Consider the following 21055-nt stretch of genomic DNA (forward strand, 5'->3'; position numbering starts at 1 on the left):
TCCGATGCGTGAGATCGTCCTCGATACCGAAACCACCGGCCTCGATCCGCTGCGCGGCGATCGGCTGGTTGAGATCGGCTGTGTCGAGATCTTCAACCGGATGCCGACCGGGCAGGTCTATCATCAATATATCAATCCCGAGCGGGACATGCCGGCCGAGGCCTTCGCGGTGCACGGCCTGTCGACCGAGTTTCTCGCCGACAAGCCGCTGTTCGCCGAGATCGCCGACGAGTTCATCGAATTCATCGGCGACGCGCCGCTGGTGATCCACAACGCCTCGTTCGACATCGGCTTCATCAATGCCGAGCTGGCGCGGCTGTCGCGGATCGCGATCCCGCGCGAGCGGCTGGTCGATACGCTGCTGCTGGCGCGGCGCAAGCATCCGGGCGTGTCGAACCGGCTCGACGATCTGTGTTCGCGCTACGCCATCGACAATTCGCGCCGGACCAAGCATGGCGCGTTGCTCGACGCCGAGCTGTTGGCCGAGGTCTATATCGACCTGATCGGCGCCCGGCAGTCGCAGCTGATTCTGGCCGAAGTCCCCTCGGAGCGCGGCGGCGTGGGTGGCGACACGCCGCGCCGGCAGCGGCCGATCGCGCTGACACCGCGCGTCAGCGATGCCGACCTCGAAGCCCACCGCGCCTTCATTGCACTGATGGGCGAGAAGGCGATCTGGAACGAGTATACGGCCGGCGCCTGAGCGACGCGGACGCGCCCTCGCCGTCATGGCCGGGGCTGGTCCGGCCCATCCATCAAGCAACGACGCCTCCAACGAAAATGGCCGGGACGAGCCCGGCCATGACGTCGATCCAGATGTGCGCTGGAGCCGAAATCAGCTCGGCTGGCCCTGCTGAGCGCGCTCGAGATTCTGGCGATAGAGGCCGACGAAGTCGACCGGATCGAGCATCAGGGGCGGGAAGCCGCCGTCGCGCACCGCAGATGCGATAATCTCGCGGGCGAACGGAAACAGCAGCCGCGGGCATTCGATCATGATCAGCGGATGCAGGTTTTCTTCCGGAATGTTGACGATCCGGAACACGCCCGCATAGGCCAGCTCGAAGCTGAACATCAGGTTGCTGCCAGACTCGGCCTTGCCTTCGATCGACAGCGTCACTTCATATTCGGTGTCGGCGAGCTTGTTGGCGCCGACATTGATCTGGATGTTGATTGCCGGCTGGTTCTGCTGCGGCGCCAGCGAGGCCGGCGCGTTCGGGTTCTCGAACGACAGGTCCTTGGTGTACTGCGCCAGCACGTTGAGCTGCGGAGGAGCGCCCTCCGGGGGAGCGCCGTTGCCGTTGGTCATCGAAATCTCTCCTGGGCGAGCGCGGGAAGGTGCGGCCGGGGCGGCGGCATTCACGCGAAGAGGCGGGGTGAAAGTGTCGGCGAGTGGCTATCATAGGCCCGCCGCCGTCCACAAGGTCGACCGAAGCGGCAACCGCCGGCGCCACGCCGGCCCGCACGACCCAAATCCGCGATACGGCGTCCGGACCTGCCTAAATCACTGGCGCGATGAACTTTCTTACAATGATGCGGTTTCCCCGCTGCGACGAAGGGCTTACATTCGGCCGGATCGACGCCTGGACGCGGCGGGGAGGCATTTGCCAACCGGCCCGGCTGTGCCAAAACGCGCCATTGGACGGGCCAAGTTCCTCACTACATCTGAGGGCCGGCCCATCGTGATTCTGGGCCCCGGTCGCCGGCGCAAGCGCGCCCGGCCGGCGCCGATGAGAAAGTGAAGCGACGTGGATATCTACACCATCATCTTTCTTGCGCTTGCGGTGTTCATTTTCCTGCGTCTGCGCAATGTGCTGGGTCAAAAGACCGGCAACGAGCGGCCGCCGTTCGATCGTGCGGCGGCGCGGGACGTGCTGTCCGGCAAGCAGGACGGCAGCGTGGTGCCGATGCCCGGTACGGTAATCGACCCGGTGCCGAGTGCGCCGAGCGCCGATGTCGTGCCGCCGTCGGATCGCTGGAAGGGCATCGCCGAGCCGGATTCGCCGCTGGCCCACGGCCTCAACGCCGTGGTGATCCAGGACTCGTCGTTCGACGCCAACCACTTCCTCACCGGCGCCAAGAGCGCCTACGAGATGATCGTGATGGCGTTCGCCAATGGCGATCGCCGCGCCCTGAAAGACCTGCTGTCGAGCGAGGTCTATGACAGCTTCGACGCCGCCATCAAGGAGCGCGAGAAGAACGAGCTGAAGACCGAGACCCGTTTCGTCGCGATCGAGAAGGCCGAGCTGATCAGCGCCGAGGTGCGTGATCACACCGCGCAGATCACCGTGAAGTTCGTGTCGCAGATGATCTCGGTCACCCGCGACAAGGCCGGTGCGGTCGTCGACGGCACGCCCGACAAGGTGGCGGACATCACCGACGTCTGGACTTTCGCCCGCGACGTCAGCTCGCGCGATCCGAACTGGAAGCTGGTTGGCACCGGCGCCGGTCAGTGAGGCGCGCGGCGCATCGGGCGCCGCCTGGGCGCGCGGCGTTGCCGCCGCCGCCTTGCTGCTGACGACTCCCGTCGCGATGGGAGCATCGGCGGAGGCCGCGCCCCGCCACCATGGCTCGAAGCATCATCACGCAGCGCACAAGCGGCACGTCACACCAGTCTGGCCGATCGAGATTCCTGGTGGTCAGTACGCGCCGGTGAGCTGGGACCAGATCACCGGCTGGGACGCCGACGATCATCTCGCCGCCTTCAAGACGTTCCGAGCCAGCTGCCGGCCGATTCTGGCGCGGCCTCAACCCGGCGCAGATGGCAAGCCGCTCGGCGCGTCGCTGACCGAGCCGTGCCGCGCGGCGCGCGCCGCCGATGTCACCAGCGCCGAACAGGCTCGCCACTTCTTCGAACGTCACTTCGTGCCGCTGCAGATCTCGCGGGTCGGCGAGGATGCCGGCTTCGTCACCGGCTACTACGAGCCCGTGGTCGAAGGCTCCCGGGTACAGACCGACGTCTATAACGTGCCGGTGTATCGGCGCCCGTCGAACCTGTTCGTGCGCGGCTACAGCCAGACCGCCAGTCTGCCGAATGGCGGGCCGGTGTATCGCAAGATCGGCCGTCGCAAGCTGGTGCCTTACTACGACCGGGCCGAGATCGAGGACGGCGCGGTCGCCGGGCGCGGGCTGGAGATCTGCTGGCTGAAGAGCCAGACCGATTTGTTGTTCTCACAGATCCAGGGTTCGGCGCGCGTGAAGCTGGAGGACGGCAGCTTCATCCGCATCAACTACGATGCCCATAACGGCTATCCCTACACGCCGGTCGGCCGCATCCTGATCGACCGCGGCATCATCCCCAAGGAGCAGATGTCGATGCAACGCATCCGCGAATGGATGGATGCCAATCCGGACGGGGCCAAGGAGCTGCGCCGCGCCAACCGTTCCTACGTGTTCTTCCGCGAGGTCAAGCTCAAGGACGACGACGAGGCGATCGGCGCGCAGGGCGTGCCGCTGACCCCGGGCCGTTCGATCGCGGTCGACAAGGCGCTGCATGTCTACGGCACGCCGTTCTTCATCACCGGCGAACTGCCGGTGGCGGCGGTCGATGCCAGGACGGAGTTTCGCCGCCTGATGGTGGCGCAAGACACCGGCTCGGCGATCGTCGGGCCGGCGCGGGCCGATTTGTATTTCGGCGCCGGTGCGGAAGCGGGCGCGGTCGCCGGCCGGATGCGGCATCCCATCCGGTTCGTGATGCTGCTGCCCAACAGCCTCGACCCGCTGGCGCGTGGTCGTACCATGCCGCTGCCCGAGCCGCGGCCGTCGGCGAAGATCGCCAAGCAATTTCCGCAGGCGCCAGCCAAGGACACGGCCGCATCAAAGCAGGCGTCCAAGCCCGACGACACCACCAGCGCAGCCGCGCAGGCGGTGCCGACCCCACAGGCTCGGCCGGACACCGGCCCTGCCGTGGTGAAGCGGAAATATCGTCGCCATCACTGGCGCCACCATCATCGCCACGTACACTGACCGCGATGAAGCGTGTCATTCCCCCGCTCGATCCGCCCGCCCCGCGTCGCAAACGCCACCTCAGCGAGGACGAGCGCGCGTTGTGGGACAGCGTCGCCAAGCAGGTCAAACCGCTGCGCGGCCGTCCGCGGCTGACCCGGATCGAGCTGGTCGTCTCGCCCCCTGACGCCGCCACGAAACCGCCCGCGCCGGCGCCGTCACCGCAGCCGGTCAAGCGCTCGGTGAAACTCGCGACGCCGATGAGTCCGCCGCCGCTGGCGAGCCTCGGCCGCCGCGAGCGGTCGCATCTGTCGCGCGGCCGCAAGGATATCGACGCGCGGATCGACCTGCACGGCATGACCCAGGCGCGCGCCCATCACGCGCTACTGCGTTTCCTGCAGCGCGCGAGTCACGACGGGCTGTCGTTCGTGCTGGTGATTACCGGCAAGGGCGCGCGGCTCGGCGGCGATCCCGAACGCGGCGTGCTGCGCCGTCAGGTGCCGCACTGGTTGAGCCTGCCGGAATTCCGCGCCTACGTGGTCGGCTTCGACGAAGCTGCAATCGGCCACGGCGGCGAAGGCGCCCTGTATGTGCGGGTGCGACGTGCGCGCGGGTAGTGCGTTGACGCCCTGGTCGCCTCTTTAACTTCGCGAAGTAACAACCCTGACCGTCATCACCCGCGAAAGCGGGTGATCCAGTATCCCCAAGCGGCTGTTACTTCGCCGTAGAGGCTCTGGAATACTGGGTCGCCCGGTCAAGCCGGGCGATGATGTCGGAGGGTGAAGTAAGGTTGTCGCTAAACCGTTGTCAGCTGGCGCGCATAGCACCACGTCGACCACGTCCGTCATTGCCGGGCTTGACCCGGCAATCCATCATCTTCGAAAGCGCATGGCGCTTGTATTCGGGGAAGGCGCTCTACCTCGCGCCTTCGTCAGTCCGAATTCCTAACTAAGCGCTCGACGCCTGCTTACAGAATAAACCGGCTCAGATCCGTGTTCTTCGCCAAATCGCCGACGTTCTTCTGGACGTAGGCGGCGTCGATCCGGATGGTTTCGCCGCCGCGGTCGGGGGCCACGAAGGAGATCTCGTCGAGGACGCGCTCCATCACCGTCTGCAGGCGCCGCGCGCCGATGTTCTCGACCGTGGAGTTGACCGCCACCGCGACGTCGGCGAGCGCGTCGATGGCGTCGTCACCGAATTCCAGCGTCACGCCTTCGGTCTGCATCAGCGCCACATACTGCTTCAGCAGCGACGCCTCCGGCTCGGTCAGGATGCGGCGCATGTCGTCGCGCGACAGCGCGTTGAGTTCGACGCGGATCGGCAGGCGGCCTTGCAGTTCGGGTAGCAGGTCGGACGGCTTGGCGATGTGGAAGGCGCCGGACGCGATGAACAGGATGTGCTCGGTCTTCACCGCGCCGTGCTTGGTCGACACGGTGGTGCCCTCGATCAGCGGCAGCAGGTCGCGCTGCACGCCCTCGCGCGACACCTCACCGCCGCTGCGGCCGTCGCGCACGCAGATCTTGTCGATCTCGTCGAGAAACACGATGCCGTTGTTCTCGACCGCGCTGATTGCCTCCTGCACCAGCTGATCGTTGTCGAGCAGCTTGTCAGCCTCTTCGTTGACCAGGATCTCGTGCGAGTCGGCGACCGTCAGCCGCCGCGTCTTGGTGCGGCCGCCCATCTTGCCGAAAATGTCGCCGAGCGAGATTGCGCCGATCTGGGCGCCGGGCATGCCGGGAATCTCGAACATCGGCGAACCGCTGCCGCCGGCCTGGGTCTCGACCTCGATTTCCTTGTCGTTGAGTTCGCCGGCGCGCAGCTTGCGACGGAAGGAATCGCGCGTTGCCGGGCTCGATCCGGGCCCGACCAGCGCATCGAGTACGCGCTCCTCGGCGGCGATCTGCGCGCGCGCCTGGACGTCCTTGCGCTTCTTCTCGCGCACCTGCGCGATCGCGACTTCGACGAGGTCGCGGATGATCTGTTCGACGTCGCGGCCGACATAGCCGACCTCGGTGAACTTGGTGGCCTCGACCTTGAGGAACGGGGCGCCGGCGAGCTTGGCGAGCCGCCGCGCGATCTCGGTCTTGCCGACGCCGGTCGGGCCGATCATCAGGATGTTCTTCGGCAGCACTTCTTCGCGCAAGGACCCTTCGAGCTGCAGCCGCCGCCAGCGGTTGCGCAGCGCGATGGCGACGGCGCGCTTGGCATCGGCCTGGCCGACGATGAAGCGGTCGAGTTCGGAGACGATTTCGCGGGGGGAGAAGTCGGTCATGGGGCCTACGTAGGGTCGGTCGGAGTGAGGAGCAAGCGGTGAGATGCAAGCGGTCAGATGCAAACAGTCAGATGATGGGCGGTCCCGCCTGCCACTGCCGGATGGCGTCGAACGGATGGATCAGCATGATGACGTTGAGCGTCAGGTTGTCGCGGATGTGCAGCCCGACCGCCAATTCGAACAGCACCGCGATGAAGATGGTCGCGACGATCGGCAGCCGCCAGGCCAGCACGAAGCCGACGATCATCGCCAGCGTGTCGGCGACCGAGTTGACGATGCTGTCGCCGTAGTAATCGAGCGAGATCGTGCCGGCGCGGTAGCGTTCGATGATGAAGCTGGAATTCTCGGTCAGCTCCCAGGCGCCCTCGATCAGCACCGCCACGATCAACCGCGTTGCCCACGACCAGCGCGGCAGCAGCAGCCACGTGCCGGCGTAGAACAGGAAGCCGTGGATGATGTGCGAGAACGTGTACCAGTCGGTGAGGTGCTGGGAATTCTCCGAGCTCTGCACCACGCCGTGCCAGAGCTTGACGGTGCCGCAGGTGCAGATCGGCACCCGCCCCATCGCGTACAGCGCGACGGCCTGCACGGCCAGCAGGGCCACAACGACGGTCAGCGCCCAGCGGACCGGCAGGCCGGCCGCGGACGCCACCGGCCGCTCAGCCCCGGCCGTGCTCATGCGGGCAGCGTCTCGATGGTCAGATTGCCGTTGGTGTAGACGCAGATCTCGGCGGCGATGCCGAGCGATTTGCGCACGATCGTCTCGGCGTCCTGGTCGGTGTCGATCAGCGCGCGGGCGGCGGCCAGCGCATAATTGCCGCCGGAGCCGATCGCCATCACGCCCGCCTCGGGCTCCAGCACGTCGCCGGTGCCGGTCAGCACCAGCGAGACGTCCTTGTCGGCGACGATCATCATTGCCTCGAGCCGGCGCAGATAGCGGTCGGTGCGCCAGTCTTTGGCGAGCTCGACGGCGGCGCGGGTGAGCTGCCCCGGATATTGCTCGAGCTTGGCCTCGAGCCGCTCGAACAGCGTGAAGGCGTCGGCGGTGGCGCCGGCGAAGCCCCCGATCACCTCGCCCTTGCCGAGCTTGCGGACCTTCTTGGCGTTGGCCTTGATCACGGTCTGGCCGATCGAAACCTGGCCGTCGCCGCCGATTACGACCTTGCCGCCCTTGCGGACCGTCAGAATGGTGGTGCCGTGCCAGCCCGGGCCCGAGGATTGCGAGCCTTCGCCCGCCGCGGAATACATGTTCATGGGAAACCTTTCGCGAGCGCTGATCTAGGCACGACCGGCCCGGGTTGCAAATCTTCGGACCACCGGCCGCTGCCGTCCGGCAGGCCGCAAACCGGTCACCATAGGACGAAGATCGGGACGCCGTTGCGCCCCGTGCAGTAGCGAAGGCGTCATCCGCCTGTTAAAAGGGCCGCGTTTTTCCAGGAGAGGCCGCTTTCATGCGCACGGCGACCATCAAGCGCAAGACCCGCGAGACCGACATCGAGGTGACCGTCAACCTCGACGGCACCGGCGTGTCCAATTCGGCGACCGGGATCGGCTTCTTCGACCATATGCTCGAGCTGCTCGCCAAGCACTCCCGGATCGACATCACCGTCAAGGCGGTGGGCGATCTGCATGTCGACTTCCACCACACCACCGAGGACGTCGGCATCGCGCTCGGCCAGGCGGTCAAGCAGGCGCTCGGCAACATGGCGGGCATCACCCGCTATGCCAGCATGCTGATGCCGATGGACGAAACCCTGACCCGGGTGGTGATCGACGTCTCCGGCCGGCCGTTCCTGGTGTTCAAGGCCGAGTTTCCGCGCGACAAGATCGGCGAGTTCGACACCGAGCTGGTCCGCGAATGGTTCCAGGCGTTCGCCATCAATGCGGGCGTGACTCTGCACGTCGAGACCCTATATGGCGTGAACAGCCACCATATCGCGGAATCCTGCTTCAAGGGTCTGGCGCGGGCGCTGCGCGCGGCCGTGGCGATCGATCCGCAGACGGCGGGCGAAGTGCCTTCGACCAAGGGTCAGCTCGGCGGCTAGCGCCGTCCAGCGGCGGAGAAGTCTTGATGCCGGTCTATACAGTTCATGCGCCCCCGGCGGACGCCGACGAGCGGAGCGCCGCGCCGGACCGCTTCGTCTTCGTGCGCGACGGGTTCTATGTCTGGGCATTCGTATTCGGCCCGCTGTGGCTGCTGAGCCGGCGGCTGTGGCTGGCGATGCTGGGTTATCTGGCGCTGTCGGTCGCGGCGACGGTGGCGATGAGCGCGCTCGGCGTCGCATCGGGACCGCGCTTTCTGGTGCTGCTGCTGATCGCCGCCCTGCTCGGCCTCGAGGCCGGCAGCCTGTGGCGCTGGACGTTGCGCCGCCGCGGCTGGCGTCAGCTCGATGTTGTGGTCGGCGAAGACCTGCCCGCTGCCGAACGGCGGTTCTTCGACCGCTGGTCCGGCCGGCAGGGCACGCCGGTCAGCTTCTCGCTGCCGATCGACCGCGGCGCGCCGCCGCCGGCCCGCAACGTGCCGCTGCCGGCGTCCTCGATTCACGGTGACATCGTCGGGTCGTTCCCGCGTCCGGGGGGGCTGCGATGAGCGTCGCGATCGTCGACTATGGCTCCGGCAACCTGCACTCCGCCGCCAAGGCGTTCGAGCGCGCGGCGCGCGGTCTGGACAATCCGGACAAGATCATCGTCACCCGCGATCCGGAGCAGGTGTTTCGCTCCGACCGCGTCGTGCTGCCCGGCGTCGGCGCCTTTGCGGACTGCCGCAAGGGGCTGGATGCGATCGACGGCATGGTCGAGGCGCTGAACGAGACGGTGCGGGTCAAGGCGCGGCCGTTCTTCGGCATCTGCGTCGGCATGCAGCTGATGGCGACCCGCGGCAAAGAGCACGTCACCACCGAGGGCCTCGGCTGGATCCCCGGCGACGTGGTCAAGATCACGCCCAAGCAGGAAGACCTGAAGATCCCGCATATGGGCTGGAACACGCTCGATATGCTGCGCGAGCACCCGGTGCTGGAGAAGCTGCCGCTCGGGCCGAAGGGCCTGCACGCCTATTTCGTGCACTCCTTCCACCTCGCCGCCGAGAACGAGACCGACGTGCTGGCCCGCGCCGAATATGGCGGCGCGCTCACCGCGGTGGTCGGCCGCGACACCATGCTGGGCACCCAATTTCACCCCGAAAAGAGCCAGCGCTTCGGCCTGGCGCTGATTTCGAATTTTCTGAAGTGGAAGCCGTGATTCTCTTCCCCGCGATCGATCTCAAGAACGGCCAGTGCGTGCGGCTCGAACAGGGCGACATGGCGCGCGCCACCGTGTTCAACCTCGATCCCGCCGCGCAGGCGCAAAGCTTCGCGGCGCAGGGCTTTCAGTATCTGCACGTGGTCGATCTCGACGGCGCCTTCGCCGGCAAGCCGATGAACGCGCAGGCGGTCGAGGCGATGCTCAAGGTGGTGTCGATGCCGGTGCAGCTCGGCGGCGGCATCCGCGATCTCAAGACCATCGACGCTTGGCTGTCCAAAGGCATCAGCCGCGTCATCATCGGCACCGCCGCGGTGCGCGATCCGGCGCTGGTGAAGGATGCGGCAAAGCAATTCCCCGGCCGCGTCGCCGTCGGCCTAGACGCCCGTGACGGCAATGTTGCGGTCGAAGGCTGGGCCGAGAGCTCGCAGGTCACCGCGCTGGAGATCGCCCAACGCTTCGAGGACGCCGGCGTCGCCGCCATCATCTTCACCGACATCGCCCGCGACGGCCTGCTCAAGGGCATCAATTGGGACGCCACCATCGCGCTGGCCGAGGCGATCTCGATCCCGGTGATCGCATCCGGCGGCCTCGCCTCGATCGAGGATGTGAAGACGTTGCTCTCACCGCGCGCCCACAAGCTCGAAGGCGCCATCGCGGGCCGCGCTCTCTATGACGGCCGGCTCGATCCGGCGCAGGCGCTGGCGCTGATCGGCGCCGCCAAGGCCGCTTAAGGACCGCCGCGATGTTCAAGGTCCGCGTCATTCCCTGCCTCGACGTCAAGGACGGCCGAGTCGTCAAGGGCGTCAACTTCGTCGATCTGCGCGACGCCGGCGATCCTGTCGAAGCCGCGATCGCCTATGACGCCGCCGGCGCGGATGAGCTGTGCTTCCTCGACATCACCGCCACCCATGAGAACCGCGGCATCATGCTGGATGTCGTCCGGCGCACGGCCGAAGCCTGCTTCATGCCGGTGACGGTCGGCGGCGGCGTGCGCACCGTCGACGACATCAAGACACTGCTGCGCAGCGGCGCCGACAAGGTCTCGATCAATTCGGCCGCGGTGGCGCGGCGCGAATTCGTCAAGGAAGCCGCCGAGAAGTTCGGCGATCAGTGTATCGTGGTGGCGATCGACGCCAAGCGGGTGCCGAACAAGGACCGCTGGGAGATCTTCACCCATGGCGGCCGCAAGGGCACCGGGATCGACGCGATCGAATTCGCCCAGGAAGTCGTGTCGCTCGGCGCCGGCGAAATCCTGCTGACCTCGATGGACCGCGACGGCACCAAATCCGGCTTCGATCTGCCGCTGACCCGCGCCATCGCCGATAGCGTCGGCGTCCCGGTGATCGCCTCGGGCGGCGTCGGCAATCTCGATCACCTGGTCGACGGCATCCGCGAGGGCCACGCCACCGCGGTGCTGGCGGCCTCGATCTTCCATTTTGGCGAATACACCATTCGTCAGGCCAAGGATCATATGCTTCGGGCCGGATTGCCCATGCGGCTGGATCCTTGAGCTCGATTTCTGGCGTCACGTCGACCGGTGCGATAACTTAGCGCCGGCAGAATTGTAGAGTACGCGTATGGCCCGCTTCACCCTCCACGATCTCGCCGCCACCATCGATGCGCGGGCCGCCTCCGGCGGCGAGGCCTCCTACACCAAGAAGCTGCTCGACAAGGGCGCCGAGCATTGCGCCAAGAAGTTCGGCGAGGAAGCCGTCGAGCTGGTGATCGCCACGGTCGAGAACGACCGCGGCCATCTGATCGCCGAGGCCGCCGACGTGCTGTTCCACATGCTGGTGCTGCTGAAGGCGCGCGGTGTGACGCTCGACGAGGTCGAGGCCGCGCTCGGTCAGCGCACCTCGATGTCGGGTCTCGAAGAAAAAGCCTCGCGCAAGCGCGATTAGTTCTGCGGGCGGGGCCGGCGGTCTCGCCCGATCACGATCTCCACATCGGCCAGCGGCCGCAACAACAACAAAAGCCGGTCACGGACAAACAAGGCGAGGACCCCGCGATGGATGCCAGGTCGGAACTGCACCACTACAATCCCTACCGCACCTTCTCGCGGTCGGAGTGGGCCAATCTGCGCCAGGATACGCCGATGACGCTCGACGCCGCCGAGATCGCCGCGCTGAAATCGATGCACGACCGGCTTGATCTCACCGAGGTCGAGGAGATCTATCTGCCGATGTCGCGGCTGCTGTCGATCCATGTCGGGGCGATGCAGCAGCTCTACTACGCGCAGCGCCGCTTCCTCGGCGTGGTCGAACGCAAGATGCCCTATATCATCGGCGTCGCCGGCTCGGTCGCGGTCGGCAAGTCGACCACCGCGCGCGTGCTGCAGGCGCTGCTGGCGCGCTGGTCGCCGCGCCCGAAGGTCGATCTCGTCACCACCGACGGCTTCCTGCATCCCAATGCGGTGTTGGAGCGGGCCGGCATCATGCAGAAGAAGGGCTTTCCGGAGAGCTACGACCTGCCCGCCCTGCTCGGCTTCCTCAGCGACATCAAGTCGGGTCGCCGCAAGGTCAAGGCGCCGATCTATTCGCATCTCACCTACGACATCGTGCCCAACAAGTTCACCGTGGTGGACCGCCCCGACATCCTGATCGTCGAAGGCGTCAACGTGCTGCAGACCGGCCGGCTGCCGCGCGACGGCAAGGCGGTGCCGGTGGTGTCGGACTTCTTCGACTTCTCGGTCTATATCGACGCCGACGAGCCGGTCCTGCGCGACTGGTACATCAAGCGCTTCCTGGCGCTGCGCGACACCGCGTTCCACGACCCGCGGTCCTACTTCCATCGCTACGCGCCGCTGTCCGACGAGGAAGCCACCGCCACCGCGATCGCGATCTGGGAACGCACCAACCTGGCCAACCTCGAAGACAACATCCTGCCGACCCGGCCACGCGCGACGCTGATTCTTAAAAAGGGCGCTGACCACGTGGTCGATTCGGTCTCGCTGCGGCGGCTATAGCGCCACTTACTACCTGTCATGCGCGGGCCCGACCCGCCTGCGGGGCCGTAGCCCCTTCGGCGCGGCGAAGGCCCGCGCATCCATCGCGCGCGAAGCGCGTAGCGCGTCGTCGACGAGCTTCTTGCGAAGAGGATGGATTGCCGGGTCAAGCCCGGCAATGACGGTAGGTTGTGAGCGCCGGAGGTGAGTTGTGGCAGCCGCCCCATTCCCCGCCGTCATCGCCCGGCTTGACCGGGCGACCTAGTATCCCAGAGCGCTCGTTATTAACTGAATGCTGAACGCAGACGCTCTGCAATACTGGATCCCCGCCTTCGCGGGGATGACGACTGTTTGGTTGGATAGTCCGTGCTATGCCGCGTGCCGCGTCGCGTCGGCGCCGAAGTGCTCGATGTAGCGGCTACTGATTGCCGAGACCGGCATGATGATCAGCACGTCGGTGGTGCCGAACTGATGGTCGATCACCGCGCCCTCGCCGATCGAGGCGCCGAGCCGCAGATAGCCTTTGATCAGCGGCGGCAGTTCGCGCAGCGCGGCCTTCTGGTTGACCGCGTCCTTCGGCATCCGGTTCATCTCGACATAGCGCGACGGATGAGCCCTCGCGCGCCAGGCTTCGGGTGCGGCGGCGTAGTGATGCAGGAACGACAGCGGCAGCGCCAGCCGCTCCGGATCGGTGCCGTCGAAGCTGGCGCAGCCGATCATCACGTCGACGCCGTGCTGGCGCACATAGCTCCAGATGCCGTGCCACAGCAGCTCGACGGTGCGCTTGTTGCGATAGGGCGGCAGCACGCAGGAACGGCCGAGCTCGAGAAAGCGCAGCTGCGGGTGCCGCGCGATCATGCCGGCGATGTCGAACTCGTTCTGTGTGTAGAAGCCGCCGTGGCGATCGGCGATCTCCTGGCGGAGGAGCCGGTAGGTGCCGACCACTGGCTGCTTGCCGCTCAGCGACGGCTTGGCAGCATGATCGATCACCAGGAGATGCTCGCAGATCTTGTCGAACGCGTCCTTGTCGCGCCGCGCCAGCATCGTGGCGGCGTCGGCGATCGCGGTGCCGTCCTTGTAGAACACGCGGTAGCGCAGCTTCTGGGCGCGCTTGATGTCCTGCTTCTTCTGCGCCAGCCGCACCTCCAGCGCGCCGAGCCGGCCGAGCGTCGCCGGCGTCAGGGTCGGCTGCGCGATCGGCTTGCCGTGGTCGCCGATTTTCAGCGCCGGCTTGAACCAGGTGATCGCGGTCTGCGCCGCCGCGCCGGCCACTTCGGGGCGCAGCAGCTTGATGAACTTCTTCGAGCGGGCGAATTGGTCGGTGTGCATGGCATCCTCGTGACCGCCTGCAACCGAATCGAGGTGCGCGGCCGGCGCGCATCAAAAATCACGGGGTTCCGACAGCGTTGTGACACATCGATTGCCGGCGCATGACATGTCGCCGAACTTCGACACCGGGATGTCGGTTTGGTAACAGGCTGCCGCGGCTACACGGCGATCGGCCGCATCGCGGCGATGTCGGCCAGCACGTCGGCGAGCTTGTCGCGGTCGAGCGGCTTGATCAGCACGCCGTCCATGCCGGCCGCCAGGCAGGCATCACGATCCTCGGCCAGCGTGTTGGCAGTGAGCGCCAGGATCGGTGTCGGCCGCGCCGCGGTGGTTGTTTCCTGCGCGCGGATCTGCCGGCTCGCGGCGATGCCGTCAAGACGCGGCATCTGCAGATCCATCAGGATCAGGTCGAACGGCGTGCGCTCGCGCTGCGCCGCCAGCCAATGCTGCACGGCCTGCCGGCCGTCCGTGACCACCACGGCGCGATGGCCCAGCCGGTTCAGCATCGCGCGGATCAGCAGCGCGTTGATGTCGTTGTCTTCGGCGATCAGCACCGACAGGCCGCTCGGCGCAATGTTCGGCTGGTCGAAGCCGGGCGGCTCGCCGTCGGCGATTCCGGGCGCGGCGACATCGATCAGCGCGCCGCCGAGACGTGCGGCGAGCGAGGCCGCGCGCAGCGGCTTGACCAGATAGCCGGTGAACGCGGCGGGCAAGTCCGGAAGAAACTCGGACCGCATCGCGGGCGTCAGCAGCAAGATACGTTGCGCCACATCGGCCATGACGTCCTGCGCCAGCGCCTCGGCGACATCCCGGCCGAAACCGATATCGATCAGGATCGCCGCCCAGGACTGATCCGGCAGCGAGGCGCGTACATCCTCCGGATCCCGCAGGACGCGGGTCCGCGCGCCCCAACGCTGCAGCCGCTGCGCGACCAGCTCGGCCTCGACGGTCAGCGGCGCGGCGATCAGCACGGCCTGACCACTCAGATCTGGCGGGGCGAGGCGCGCGACGTCCCCACCGCCGGCTGCGGCCAGCGGCAGCGAAACCGTGAAGCTGCTCCCAACGCCCGGCTCGCTGCGCAGCGTGATGCGTCCTCCCATCCGGCGGACGATCCGTTCGCTGATACTGAGGCCAAGTCCGGTGCCGCCATAGGTCCGGGCGATCGCCTCGTCGGCCTGTTCGAATTCGCCGAAGATCCGCTGCTGCGCCTCCGGCGCGATGCCGATTCCGGTGTCGCGTACCACGACGTCGATCCCGCCGTCCCGTTCGCCTGGACTGACGATCAGCGCGACGCCGCCTTCGGTGGTGAACTTGATGGCGTTGCCGGCGAGATTGAGCAGCACCTGACGCAGCCGCGCGGCGTCACCGACGACCTGTGCGGGCAGCCGCTCATCGACGTCGGCGGCGATCTCGAGGCCGCGCGCCTGCGCCCGCGGCGCCAGCAGTTCGGTGATCTCCTCGATCAGCGGCGTCAGTCCAAACGGCGCGTGCTCGAGCTCGATCCGGCCGGCATCGATCCGCGCGTCGTCGAGGAATTCGTCGATCAGCGACAGCAGCGACTCGCCGGACGTCTTCACCGCGCGCGCATAGGTCGCCTGCTCGGGCGACAGCGGCGTGTCGAGTAACAGTCGGCTCATCCCGATGATGCCGCCCAGCGGCGTGCGCATTTCGTGCGACGCTATCGCGAGCAGCCGGGATTTTGCGCGCCGGGTCGCGTCGGTCTCGCCCATGGCCGCCGGCTTGTCGGATGTGTCGCGCCGGGCGCGGCTCAGGTCGTTGGATTCCTGCAGCTCCCAGTTCCGGTCGGCCAGGGTTTCGTTGTGCAGGATCACCCTGCGGAGCTGCTGGTGCAGTCGGCGCAGCCGCAGGCTCTGCACCGCCAGCGCGACGCAGAACAAACCCATCAGCAGGCTCACGCCGAGCGTGGCGACTTGCGGCGTGCTGTGCGGGACGACGATGCTGATCAGCCCAAACGCGCCGGCGAAAGCCGCGGCGAATACGAGCCCGGCGCGCAGCGCCACGGCCAGCCGCGGAAACCGGCGCGCCCAAGCGCGGCGTCTCGATCCGATCCGCAGCCCCCGCCTCATGCGCCCACTCGATCCTCCGGCATTTCTGCCCGGCAGTATCGAACGTCCGCGTTGCAAAGAGTTTGAGGCGCACGCGCGATTCGGCGCGCAATGCCGACAGGGTTGACCGAAGCTTAAGAGTTGCGGCCGAGCGATGCGGTGCTGATGGGCAGGTGGCGCGTGGAGGCGCCGACCAGCAGCGCCGCGGCTTCACGTTCGCTGAACTTCGCCGAACGCACGTAGATCCGGTAGTCCGCGCCACTGTCGGCGTCGTGGGTCAGGTAGATCACCGGCTCGCCCGCCGACGGATGCGCGGCGATCGCGACCATGCGATTGTCCGGCCCCGCCGCGCAGGCGCTCTGCTCGTCATTGGCGGCGTCGTCGGAGACCGCGAAGTCGGCTGCATCCGGATCGTCGACGATCTGCACCCGGACCGTCGCTTGGGACGGATCGTCGGTGAAGCCGACATGGAGCTGCGCCATCCAGGAGGCGGGCGCGATCTGCACCGTGCGGTCGCCGGCCGAGATGCAGGGCTGCGGCCCGGCGATCAGTTCGCTGTGCGCGAACAGCCCGAGCAGCAGCAGCGGAACGGTCGAGGCCAGAACTCGGAAACGCAACATCACAACGCCTCGCCAACGCCAGCCCCGATACGCAGGGCTATGGTTCGCAGAGCGTAAACAAAGGTCGTTACCAGCAGGTTGATACGCGGCGAATCCGATTCACCATCATGCCGCGCTGCGGATGTCTTCGCCGAGCGCCCGGTAGGACAGCGCCTCGGCGAGGTGCAGCCGGCCGATCGTTTCGCTGCCGTCGAGATCGGCCAGCGTGCGGGCGACGCGCAACACGCGGTGATAGCCGCGTGCCGACAGCCGCATGGTTTCGGCGGCGTCGCGCAGCAGCTTCAGCCCGGCAGAATCCGGCTGGGCGACGGTTTCCAGCGCCGCGGCCGGGGCCTCGGCGTTGGTGCGGATCTGCGGCAGGCCGAGCGCCGTGTAGCGGCGGCGCTGCAGGTCGCGCGCCGCGGCGACCCGGGCCGCGACCTCGGCCGAGCCTTCGGCGGCCGGCGGCAGGATCAGGTCGGCGGCGGTGACGGCCGGGACTTCGATGCGCAGATCGATGCGGTCCATCAGCGGGCCCGAAATCCGCGACTGATAGTCGGCGCTGCAGCGTTCGACCCGGCCGCGCTTGCAGGCGTAGCCCGGCTCGTAGGCGCGGCCGCAGCGGCACGGATTCATCGCCGCCACCAGCATCACGCGGGCCGGATAGGTGACGCGGGCGTTGGCGCGCGACACCGCGACCTCGCCGGTCTCGAGCGGCGCGCGCAGCGAATCCAGCACGCGCGGATCGAATTCGGGCAGTTCGTCGAGAAACAGCACGCCCTGATGCGCCAGCGAGATTTCGCCGGGACGCGCCTTGATGCCACCGCCGGTCAGCGCCGCCATGCTGGCCGAATGATGCGGCGCGCGAAACGGCCGCCGCGCCGTCAACGCACCGTCGCGGATCTCGCCGGCCACCGAGGCGATCATCGACACTTCGAGCAGTTCGGCGGGCGACAGCGGCGGCAGGATCGACGGCAGCCGCGCCGCCAGCATCGACTTGCCGGAGCCCGGCGAGCCGACCATCAAGAGATGATGTCCGCCGGCGGCGGCGATCTCCAGCGCGCGCTTGGCGCTTTCCTGGCCCTTGATGTCGCGCAGGTCGAGCGTCGAGGCTTCCGCTTCGTGCACCCGCGGCTGCGGCCGGCCGAGCAGCTGCGTGCCCTTGAAATGGTTGGCGAGCTGGATCAGCGACGTGGCGGCGATGATCTGCAGGTCGGGGCTTGCCCACGCGGCCTCGGAGCCGCAGGCGGCGGGGCAGATCAGTCCCTCGTCGCGGGCATTCGCCGCGATCGCGGCGGGCAGCACGCCGGCTACCGGGGCGATCGAGCCGTCGAGGCCGAGCTCGCCCAGCACGGTGAAGCCGGCCAGCGCGTCGGACGGGATGGCGCCGATCGCCGCCATCAGCCCGAGCGCGATCGGCAGGTCGTAATGGCTGCCTTCCTTGGGCAGGTCGGCGGGCGCGAGATTGACGGTGATGCGCCGCGCCGGCAGCGCCAGGCCGGAGGCGATCAGCGCCGAGCGAACCCGCTCGCGCGCTTCCGACACCGCCTTGTCGGCCAGCCCGACCACGGCGAAAGCCGGCAGTCCGGGCGAGACCTGGACCTGGACATCGACCGCGCGGGCCTCGATGCCTTCGAAAGCCACCGTGGATACGTGCTGGACCATGACGCCCCCTGCAGACGTCAAACGCTAGCGCGGCCCATGGAACCGCGCAAGAACATTAAGTGAACATCACTCGCAGTAGCCCAGGCTTCGCCTCAGGCCGACTTCTTGAGCTTGGTCTCCAGCGCGATCTCGGTGAGATCGACTTCGAGCCGGGCCATCATCAAGAGCTGCACCGCGGAGCTGATGCCGAGATCCTCGGCCTGCTCGATCGCGCGGTTGATGGTGGACGCCAGGGCGTCGATCGAAACGGCCTTGGCCTGGGCGCCGCTCTCGGTGGAGACCGGACGACCGGCGCGCGGCTTCGCGGACGGACTCATGGGGTCACCTGCTGCTGAGCTGGACAATAGTGGTCTGTCCGGCTGCGGGCAGCGATCGGACGGGCGGACAGGGCCGGGCTTCGGCGGCGCGCAATGAGAACCTGCAATGCTCGAGCTCCCAGGGCAATAAAACGTCGGACGCGGAACGCCACGACCACGTTCGTGCAACCAATACCTGAAAACCAAAGGTTAGAGCCGGACGCGGCCGAGCGCCAGCGGTAAGACGCCGCCGTGCGCCATCTACTACTTTTTACTTAGATGCCAGCACTCGCGTAGTTGCCGCAGTGTGCGCGAGGTCACGTCCGCTTGGCTTCGATCACGTCCCAGATCCGCCCCGCGATGTCCGGACCGCCGAGCCTTGCGACGGCGCGAATGCCGGTCGGCGAGGTGACGTTGATCTCTGTGAGGTAACCGTCGATCACGTCGATGCCGACGAACAGCAGGCCGCGTTCGCGTAGTTTGGGACCGAGCGTCGCGCAGATCGTCCGTTCCTTTTCGGACAGATCGGTGGCCGCGGCCGCGCCGCCGCGCACCATGTTGGAACGCAGATCGTCGGGCGCCGGCACGCGATTGACCGCACCCGCGAACTCACCGTCGACCAGAATGATGCGCTTGTCGCCGTGCTTCACTTCCGGAAGGAAGCGCTGGATCACCCACGGCTCGCGGAACGTCACCGCGAACATGTCGTAGAGCGAGCCGAAATTGATGTCCTGCGGCAGCACGCGGAACACCGCCGCGCCGCCATGGCCGTGCAGCGGCTTCATCACCACGGCGCCGTGCTCGGCGCGGAATGCGTTGATCTCGTCGAGGTTGCGGCTGATCAGCGTCGGCGGCATCAGCTCGGCGAAATCCATCACGAACAGTTTCTCGGGCGCGTTGCGCACGCTGGCCGGATCGTTGACCACGAGCGTGTGCGGATGGATGCGTTCGAGCAGATGCGTCGAGGTGATGTAAGCGAGATCGAATGGCGGGTCCTGGCGCAGCAGCACGACATCGAAGCCGCGCATGTCGACGCGCGTCGGTTCACCCAGCGTGAAGTGATCGCCCTCCTGGTCGCGCACCGCAAGCGACTGCACCGAGGCGACGACGTCGTTGCCGCGCAGCGACAGTTTGTCGGGCGTGAAATACGAGATCGCGTGACCGCGCTTCTGCGCTTCGAGCAGCAGCGCGAATGTCGAATCGCCGCGGATGTTGATCCGCGCGATGGGGTCCATCTGGACGGCGACCTTCAGTGTCATGCACAGCTTCCGGATTGTGAACCAAACCACGTTCGGCTCAGAGGACTGTCTGCAAACGGCTATCGGCCGATCGGCCACGGCGGTCAAGCGCTGGCGTCGAACGCCGCCGGCAGATGCTGCGGCAGCCGTTTCGGCGCCACCAGCACGGCATCGAAGCGCAGCTCGAAGGTCGCGTGTTCGGGATGCGCCATCAGCCAGGCTTCGGCGGCCGCGATGATGCGCTGCTGTTGCCGCGGCGTCACCGCATAGGCGGCGTCGTCGAGCCGCGCCCGCGCCTTGACCTCTATGAAGGCGACGAGCTGGCGCCGCTGCGCCACGATGTCGATCTCGCCATAGGGTGTTTTGAAGCGGCGGGCCAGAATGCGGTAGCCCTTCGCCATCAGCAGCGCGGCGGCGCGCGTCTCGGCCGACAGGCCGGTCTGAAACGCGGCGACGCGTTCGGGCGCGGGCGTGCCGTCAGTCTTGGCCATCGTCAGTCACGTCATCGCCCGCCTCGCGCTGTCGCACCAGTTCGAGCGCCCGGGCATAGATCTCGCGGCGTGGCCGCCCGGAGATCTCGACCGCCTGCGCCACCGCGTCCTTGACGCTGACGCTCTGCAGCGCCTCGCGCAGCCAGGCGTCGAGCGCGCCCGGTGTCATCGCCTGCGCGGCGGCATCGGGCGGGCCGATCACCACGACGAATTCGCCGCGGGTGTCGAGGGTTTCGGCGGTCGCGGCGAGCTCCTGCAGCGGCGCGCGCCGCACTTCCTGATGCAGCTTGGTGAGTTCGCGGCACACCGCGGCGTCGCGATCGCCGAGCACGTCGGCGAGATCGCGCAGGCTGTGGTGAATCCGGCTGCCGGCTTCGAACAGCACCAGCGTCGCGTCGATCGCGGCGAGCTCGCCGAGCCGGTTGCGGCGCGCGCCCTGCTTGGCGGGCAGAAAGCCGTCGAAGAAGAACCGGTCGGTCGGCAGCGCCGCCAGCGTCAGCGCCGCCAGCACTGCCGAAGCGCCGGGCAGCGCGATCACGTCATGGCCGGCGGCCGCGGCCTCGCGCACCAGCTTGTAGCCGGGATCGGAGATCAGCGGCGTGCCGGCGTCCGACACCAGCGCCACCGAGCCGCCGCGCGCCAGCCGGTCGAGGATCTTCGGCCGTGCCTGCGCGGCGTTGTGTTCGTGATAGGGGGTGAGTGGCGCCGAGATGCCGTAGCGCTCGGTCAGCCGGTGGGTGATACGGGTGTCCTCGCAGGCGATCTGGTCGACGCCCGCCAGCGTCTCCAGCGCCCGCAGCGTGATGTCGCCGAGATTCCCGATCGGGGTGGCCACCAGATGCAGTCCGGGCGCGGCGCGCGGCGCGATCAGCTTCTGGCCCGCCACCAGGAAGCTTCGCGCCTCGGCGTCGGCGGGCGAATCGGGCGAGGCGGAGGTGACGGTTCGGGCGCGCATGGTCCTAGTCTAGGGGAAAGG

At 67.5% G+C, this 21055-nt stretch carries 23 protein-coding genes; 11 read left to right on the forward strand and 12 right to left on the reverse strand.

Annotated features, from left to right (window positions below):
- Positions 1–4: 4 nt before the first annotated feature.
- Positions 5–700: a DNA polymerase III subunit epsilon gene (gene dnaQ / locus ACFFJ6_RS08565; protein WP_378386466.1), complete on the forward strand. Its 696-nt coding sequence runs from the start codon at positions 5–7 to the stop codon at positions 698–700.
- A gap of 132 nt (positions 701–832) precedes the next feature.
- Here dnaQ and secB read toward each other — a convergent pair whose 3' ends face one another.
- Positions 833–1303, reverse strand: coding sequence for a protein-export chaperone SecB (gene secB, locus ACFFJ6_RS08570; protein ID WP_378386468.1), 471 nt, complete (start codon positions 1301–1303; stop codon positions 833–835).
- A 439-nt stretch (positions 1304–1742) separates the two neighbouring features.
- Here secB and ACFFJ6_RS08575 point away from each other — a divergent pair, with 439 nt between their 5' ends.
- Genes ACFFJ6_RS08575 through ACFFJ6_RS08585 form a run of 3 tightly spaced genes read left to right on the forward strand, consistent with a single transcriptional unit; the run spans position 1743 to position 4556 of the window.
- Positions 1743–2450 carry a Tim44/TimA family putative adaptor protein gene (locus ACFFJ6_RS08575; RefSeq protein ID WP_378386471.1) on the forward strand — a complete coding sequence of 236 codons (708 nt, stop codon included), beginning with the start codon at positions 1743–1745 and terminating at the stop codon, positions 2448–2450.
- A complete protein-coding gene (mltA, locus tag ACFFJ6_RS08580; RefSeq protein WP_512700691.1) occupies positions 2428–3960 on the forward strand; it encodes a murein transglycosylase A in 1533 nt (510 codons plus the stop codon). Before ACFFJ6_RS08575 ends, mltA begins: the two co-directional genes overlap by 23 nt.
- Positions 3961–3965: 5 nt before the next feature.
- Positions 3966–4556 carry a Smr/MutS family protein gene (locus ACFFJ6_RS08585; RefSeq protein WP_378386473.1) on the forward strand — a complete coding sequence of 197 codons (591 nt, stop codon included), beginning with the start codon at positions 3966–3968 and terminating at the stop codon, positions 4554–4556.
- A 350-nt stretch (positions 4557–4906) separates the two neighbouring features.
- Here the strand turns inward: ACFFJ6_RS08585 and hslU are convergent, their stop codons facing one another.
- The 3 genes from hslU to hslV all read right to left on the reverse strand — a co-directional run bounded on the left by hslU (position 4907) and on the right by hslV (position 7465).
- The gene (hslU, locus tag ACFFJ6_RS08590) at positions 4907–6211 is read right to left on the reverse strand and encodes an ATP-dependent protease ATPase subunit HslU (RefSeq protein WP_378386475.1); all 1305 of its coding nucleotides are present in this window, start codon (positions 6209–6211) and stop codon (positions 4907–4909) included.
- Between the two features lie 67 nt (positions 6212–6278).
- Complete coding sequence (locus ACFFJ6_RS08595) at positions 6279–6890, reverse strand: DUF2585 domain-containing protein (protein WP_378386477.1); 612 nt, start codon at positions 6888–6890, stop codon at positions 6279–6281.
- Complete coding sequence (gene hslV, locus ACFFJ6_RS08600) at positions 6887–7465, reverse strand: ATP-dependent protease subunit HslV (RefSeq protein ID WP_378386479.1); 579 nt, start codon at positions 7463–7465, stop codon at positions 6887–6889. The genes ACFFJ6_RS08595 and hslV overlap by 4 nt, the downstream gene beginning before the upstream one ends.
- Positions 7466–7662: 197 nt before the next feature.
- Between hslV and hisB the strand changes: the two genes are divergently transcribed.
- The 7 genes from hisB (at position 7663) to coaA (ending at position 12416) form a co-directional block, all read left to right on the forward strand.
- Positions 7663–8256, forward strand: coding sequence for an imidazoleglycerol-phosphate dehydratase HisB (hisB, locus tag ACFFJ6_RS08605; RefSeq protein ID WP_378386481.1), 594 nt, complete (start codon positions 7663–7665; stop codon positions 8254–8256).
- Between the two features lie 26 nt (positions 8257–8282).
- Positions 8283–8801 (forward strand): DUF2628 domain-containing protein, encoded by a 519-nt coding sequence (locus ACFFJ6_RS08610; RefSeq protein WP_378386483.1) that lies wholly within the window; start codon positions 8283–8285, stop codon positions 8799–8801.
- Positions 8798–9448: an imidazole glycerol phosphate synthase subunit HisH gene (hisH, locus tag ACFFJ6_RS08615; protein ID WP_378386485.1), complete on the forward strand. Its 651-nt coding sequence runs from the start codon at positions 8798–8800 to the stop codon at positions 9446–9448. Before ACFFJ6_RS08610 ends, hisH begins: the two co-directional genes overlap by 4 nt.
- Positions 9445–10182 (forward strand): 1-(5-phosphoribosyl)-5-[(5-phosphoribosylamino)methylideneamino]imidazole-4-carboxamide isomerase, encoded by a 738-nt coding sequence (gene hisA, locus ACFFJ6_RS08620; protein WP_378386487.1) that lies wholly within the window; start codon positions 9445–9447, stop codon positions 10180–10182. Before hisH ends, hisA begins: the two co-directional genes overlap by 4 nt.
- A gap of 11 nt (positions 10183–10193) precedes the next feature.
- Entirely contained in the window at positions 10194–10961 is a 768-nt protein-coding gene (hisF, locus tag ACFFJ6_RS08625; RefSeq protein WP_378386489.1) for an imidazole glycerol phosphate synthase subunit HisF, read from the forward strand.
- 67 nt (positions 10962–11028) lie between these two features.
- Positions 11029–11352 carry a phosphoribosyl-ATP diphosphatase gene (locus tag ACFFJ6_RS08630; RefSeq protein WP_378386491.1) on the forward strand — a complete coding sequence of 108 codons (324 nt, stop codon included), beginning with the start codon at positions 11029–11031 and terminating at the stop codon, positions 11350–11352.
- Positions 11353–11459: 107 nt separating this feature from the next.
- A complete protein-coding gene (gene coaA / locus ACFFJ6_RS08635; protein WP_378386493.1) occupies positions 11460–12416 on the forward strand; it encodes a type I pantothenate kinase in 957 nt (318 codons plus the stop codon).
- A gap of 348 nt (positions 12417–12764) precedes the next feature.
- Here the strand turns inward: coaA and olsB are convergent, their stop codons facing one another.
- From olsB to rsmI, 8 genes are all read right to left on the reverse strand, one after another.
- On the reverse strand, positions 12765–13724 hold the full coding sequence (olsB, locus tag ACFFJ6_RS08640) for a l-ornithine N(alpha)-acyltransferase (protein ID WP_378386495.1): 960 nt from the start codon (positions 13722–13724) through the stop codon (positions 12765–12767).
- A 158-nt stretch (positions 13725–13882) separates the two neighbouring features.
- Complete coding sequence (locus ACFFJ6_RS08645; protein WP_378386497.1) at positions 13883–15811, reverse strand: ATP-binding protein; 1929 nt, start codon at positions 15809–15811, stop codon at positions 13883–13885.
- Positions 15812–15924: 113 nt separating this feature from the next.
- On the reverse strand, positions 15925–16410 hold the full coding sequence (locus tag ACFFJ6_RS08650) for a hypothetical protein (RefSeq protein WP_378386499.1): 486 nt from the start codon (positions 16408–16410) through the stop codon (positions 15925–15927).
- Positions 16411–16515: 105 nt separating this feature from the next.
- A complete protein-coding gene (locus ACFFJ6_RS08655; RefSeq protein ID WP_378386501.1) occupies positions 16516–18054 on the reverse strand; it encodes a YifB family Mg chelatase-like AAA ATPase in 1539 nt (512 codons plus the stop codon).
- A gap of 92 nt (positions 18055–18146) precedes the next feature.
- Positions 18147–18371 (reverse strand): hypothetical protein, encoded by a 225-nt coding sequence (locus ACFFJ6_RS08660; protein ID WP_378386504.1) that lies wholly within the window; start codon positions 18369–18371, stop codon positions 18147–18149.
- A gap of 296 nt (positions 18372–18667) precedes the next feature.
- A complete protein-coding gene (gene gshB, locus ACFFJ6_RS08665) occupies positions 18668–19609 on the reverse strand; it encodes a glutathione synthase (RefSeq protein ID WP_378386506.1) in 942 nt (313 codons plus the stop codon).
- A gap of 83 nt (positions 19610–19692) precedes the next feature.
- The gene (locus ACFFJ6_RS08670; RefSeq protein ID WP_378386508.1) at positions 19693–20079 is read right to left on the reverse strand and encodes a YraN family protein; all 387 of its coding nucleotides are present in this window, start codon (positions 20077–20079) and stop codon (positions 19693–19695) included.
- A complete protein-coding gene (gene rsmI / locus ACFFJ6_RS08675) occupies positions 20066–21034 on the reverse strand; it encodes a 16S rRNA (cytidine(1402)-2'-O)-methyltransferase (protein WP_378386510.1) in 969 nt (322 codons plus the stop codon). Before rsmI ends, ACFFJ6_RS08670 begins: the two co-directional genes overlap by 14 nt.
- Between the last annotated feature and the right edge of the window lie 21 nt (positions 21035–21055).

This window comes from Rhodopseudomonas telluris (genome assembly GCF_042432815.1).
GTDB lineage: Bacteria > Pseudomonadota > Alphaproteobacteria > Rhizobiales > Xanthobacteraceae > Rhodopseudomonas > Rhodopseudomonas telluris.

Coding starts and splice junctions, on each gene's coding strand:
- hisB (WP_378386481.1), top strand. CDS start 7,663: ATGCGCACGGCGACCATCAAGCGCAAGACCCGCGAGACCGACATCGAG.
- hisH (WP_378386485.1), top strand. CDS start 8,798: ATGAGCGTCGCGATCGTCGACTATGGCTCCGGCAACCTGCACTCCGCC.
- ACFFJ6_RS08630 (WP_378386491.1), top strand. CDS start 11,029: ATGGCCCGCTTCACCCTCCACGATCTCGCCGCCACCATCGATGCGCGG.
- hslU (WP_378386475.1), bottom strand. CDS start 6,211: ATGACCGACTTCTCCCCCCGCGAAATCGTCTCCGAACTCGACCGCTTC.
- rsmI (WP_378386510.1), bottom strand. CDS start 21,034: ATGCGCGCCCGAACCGTCACCTCCGCCTCGCCCGATTCGCCCGCCGAC.
- ACFFJ6_RS08610 (WP_378386483.1), top strand. CDS start 8,283: ATGCCGGTCTATACAGTTCATGCGCCCCCGGCGGACGCCGACGAGCGG.
- ACFFJ6_RS08650 (WP_378386499.1), bottom strand. CDS start 16,410: ATGTTGCGTTTCCGAGTTCTGGCCTCGACCGTTCCGCTGCTGCTGCTC.
- olsB (WP_378386495.1), bottom strand. CDS start 13,724: ATGCACACCGACCAATTCGCCCGCTCGAAGAAGTTCATCAAGCTGCTG.
- hisF (WP_378386489.1), top strand. CDS start 10,194: ATGTTCAAGGTCCGCGTCATTCCCTGCCTCGACGTCAAGGACGGCCGA.
- ACFFJ6_RS08585 (WP_378386473.1), top strand. CDS start 3,966: ATGAAGCGTGTCATTCCCCCGCTCGATCCGCCCGCCCCGCGTCGCAAA.
- hslV (WP_378386479.1), bottom strand. CDS start 7,465: ATGAACATGTATTCCGCGGCGGGCGAAGGCTCGCAATCCTCGGGCCCG.
- ACFFJ6_RS08645 (WP_378386497.1), bottom strand. CDS start 15,811: ATGAGGCGGGGGCTGCGGATCGGATCGAGACGCCGCGCTTGGGCGCGC.
- ACFFJ6_RS08660 (WP_378386504.1), bottom strand. CDS start 18,371: ATGAGTCCGTCCGCGAAGCCGCGCGCCGGTCGTCCGGTCTCCACCGAG.
- gshB (WP_378386506.1), bottom strand. CDS start 19,609: ATGACACTGAAGGTCGCCGTCCAGATGGACCCCATCGCGCGGATCAAC.
- dnaQ (WP_378386466.1), top strand. CDS start 5: ATGCGTGAGATCGTCCTCGATACCGAAACCACCGGCCTCGATCCGCTG.
- coaA (WP_378386493.1), top strand. CDS start 11,460: ATGGATGCCAGGTCGGAACTGCACCACTACAATCCCTACCGCACCTTC.
- ACFFJ6_RS08595 (WP_378386477.1), bottom strand. CDS start 6,890: ATGAGCACGGCCGGGGCTGAGCGGCCGGTGGCGTCCGCGGCCGGCCTG.
- ACFFJ6_RS08655 (WP_378386501.1), bottom strand. CDS start 18,054: ATGGTCCAGCACGTATCCACGGTGGCTTTCGAAGGCATCGAGGCCCGC.
- secB (WP_378386468.1), bottom strand. CDS start 1,303: ATGACCAACGGCAACGGCGCTCCCCCGGAGGGCGCTCCTCCGCAGCTC.
- ACFFJ6_RS08670 (WP_378386508.1), bottom strand. CDS start 20,079: ATGGCCAAGACTGACGGCACGCCCGCGCCCGAACGCGTCGCCGCGTTT.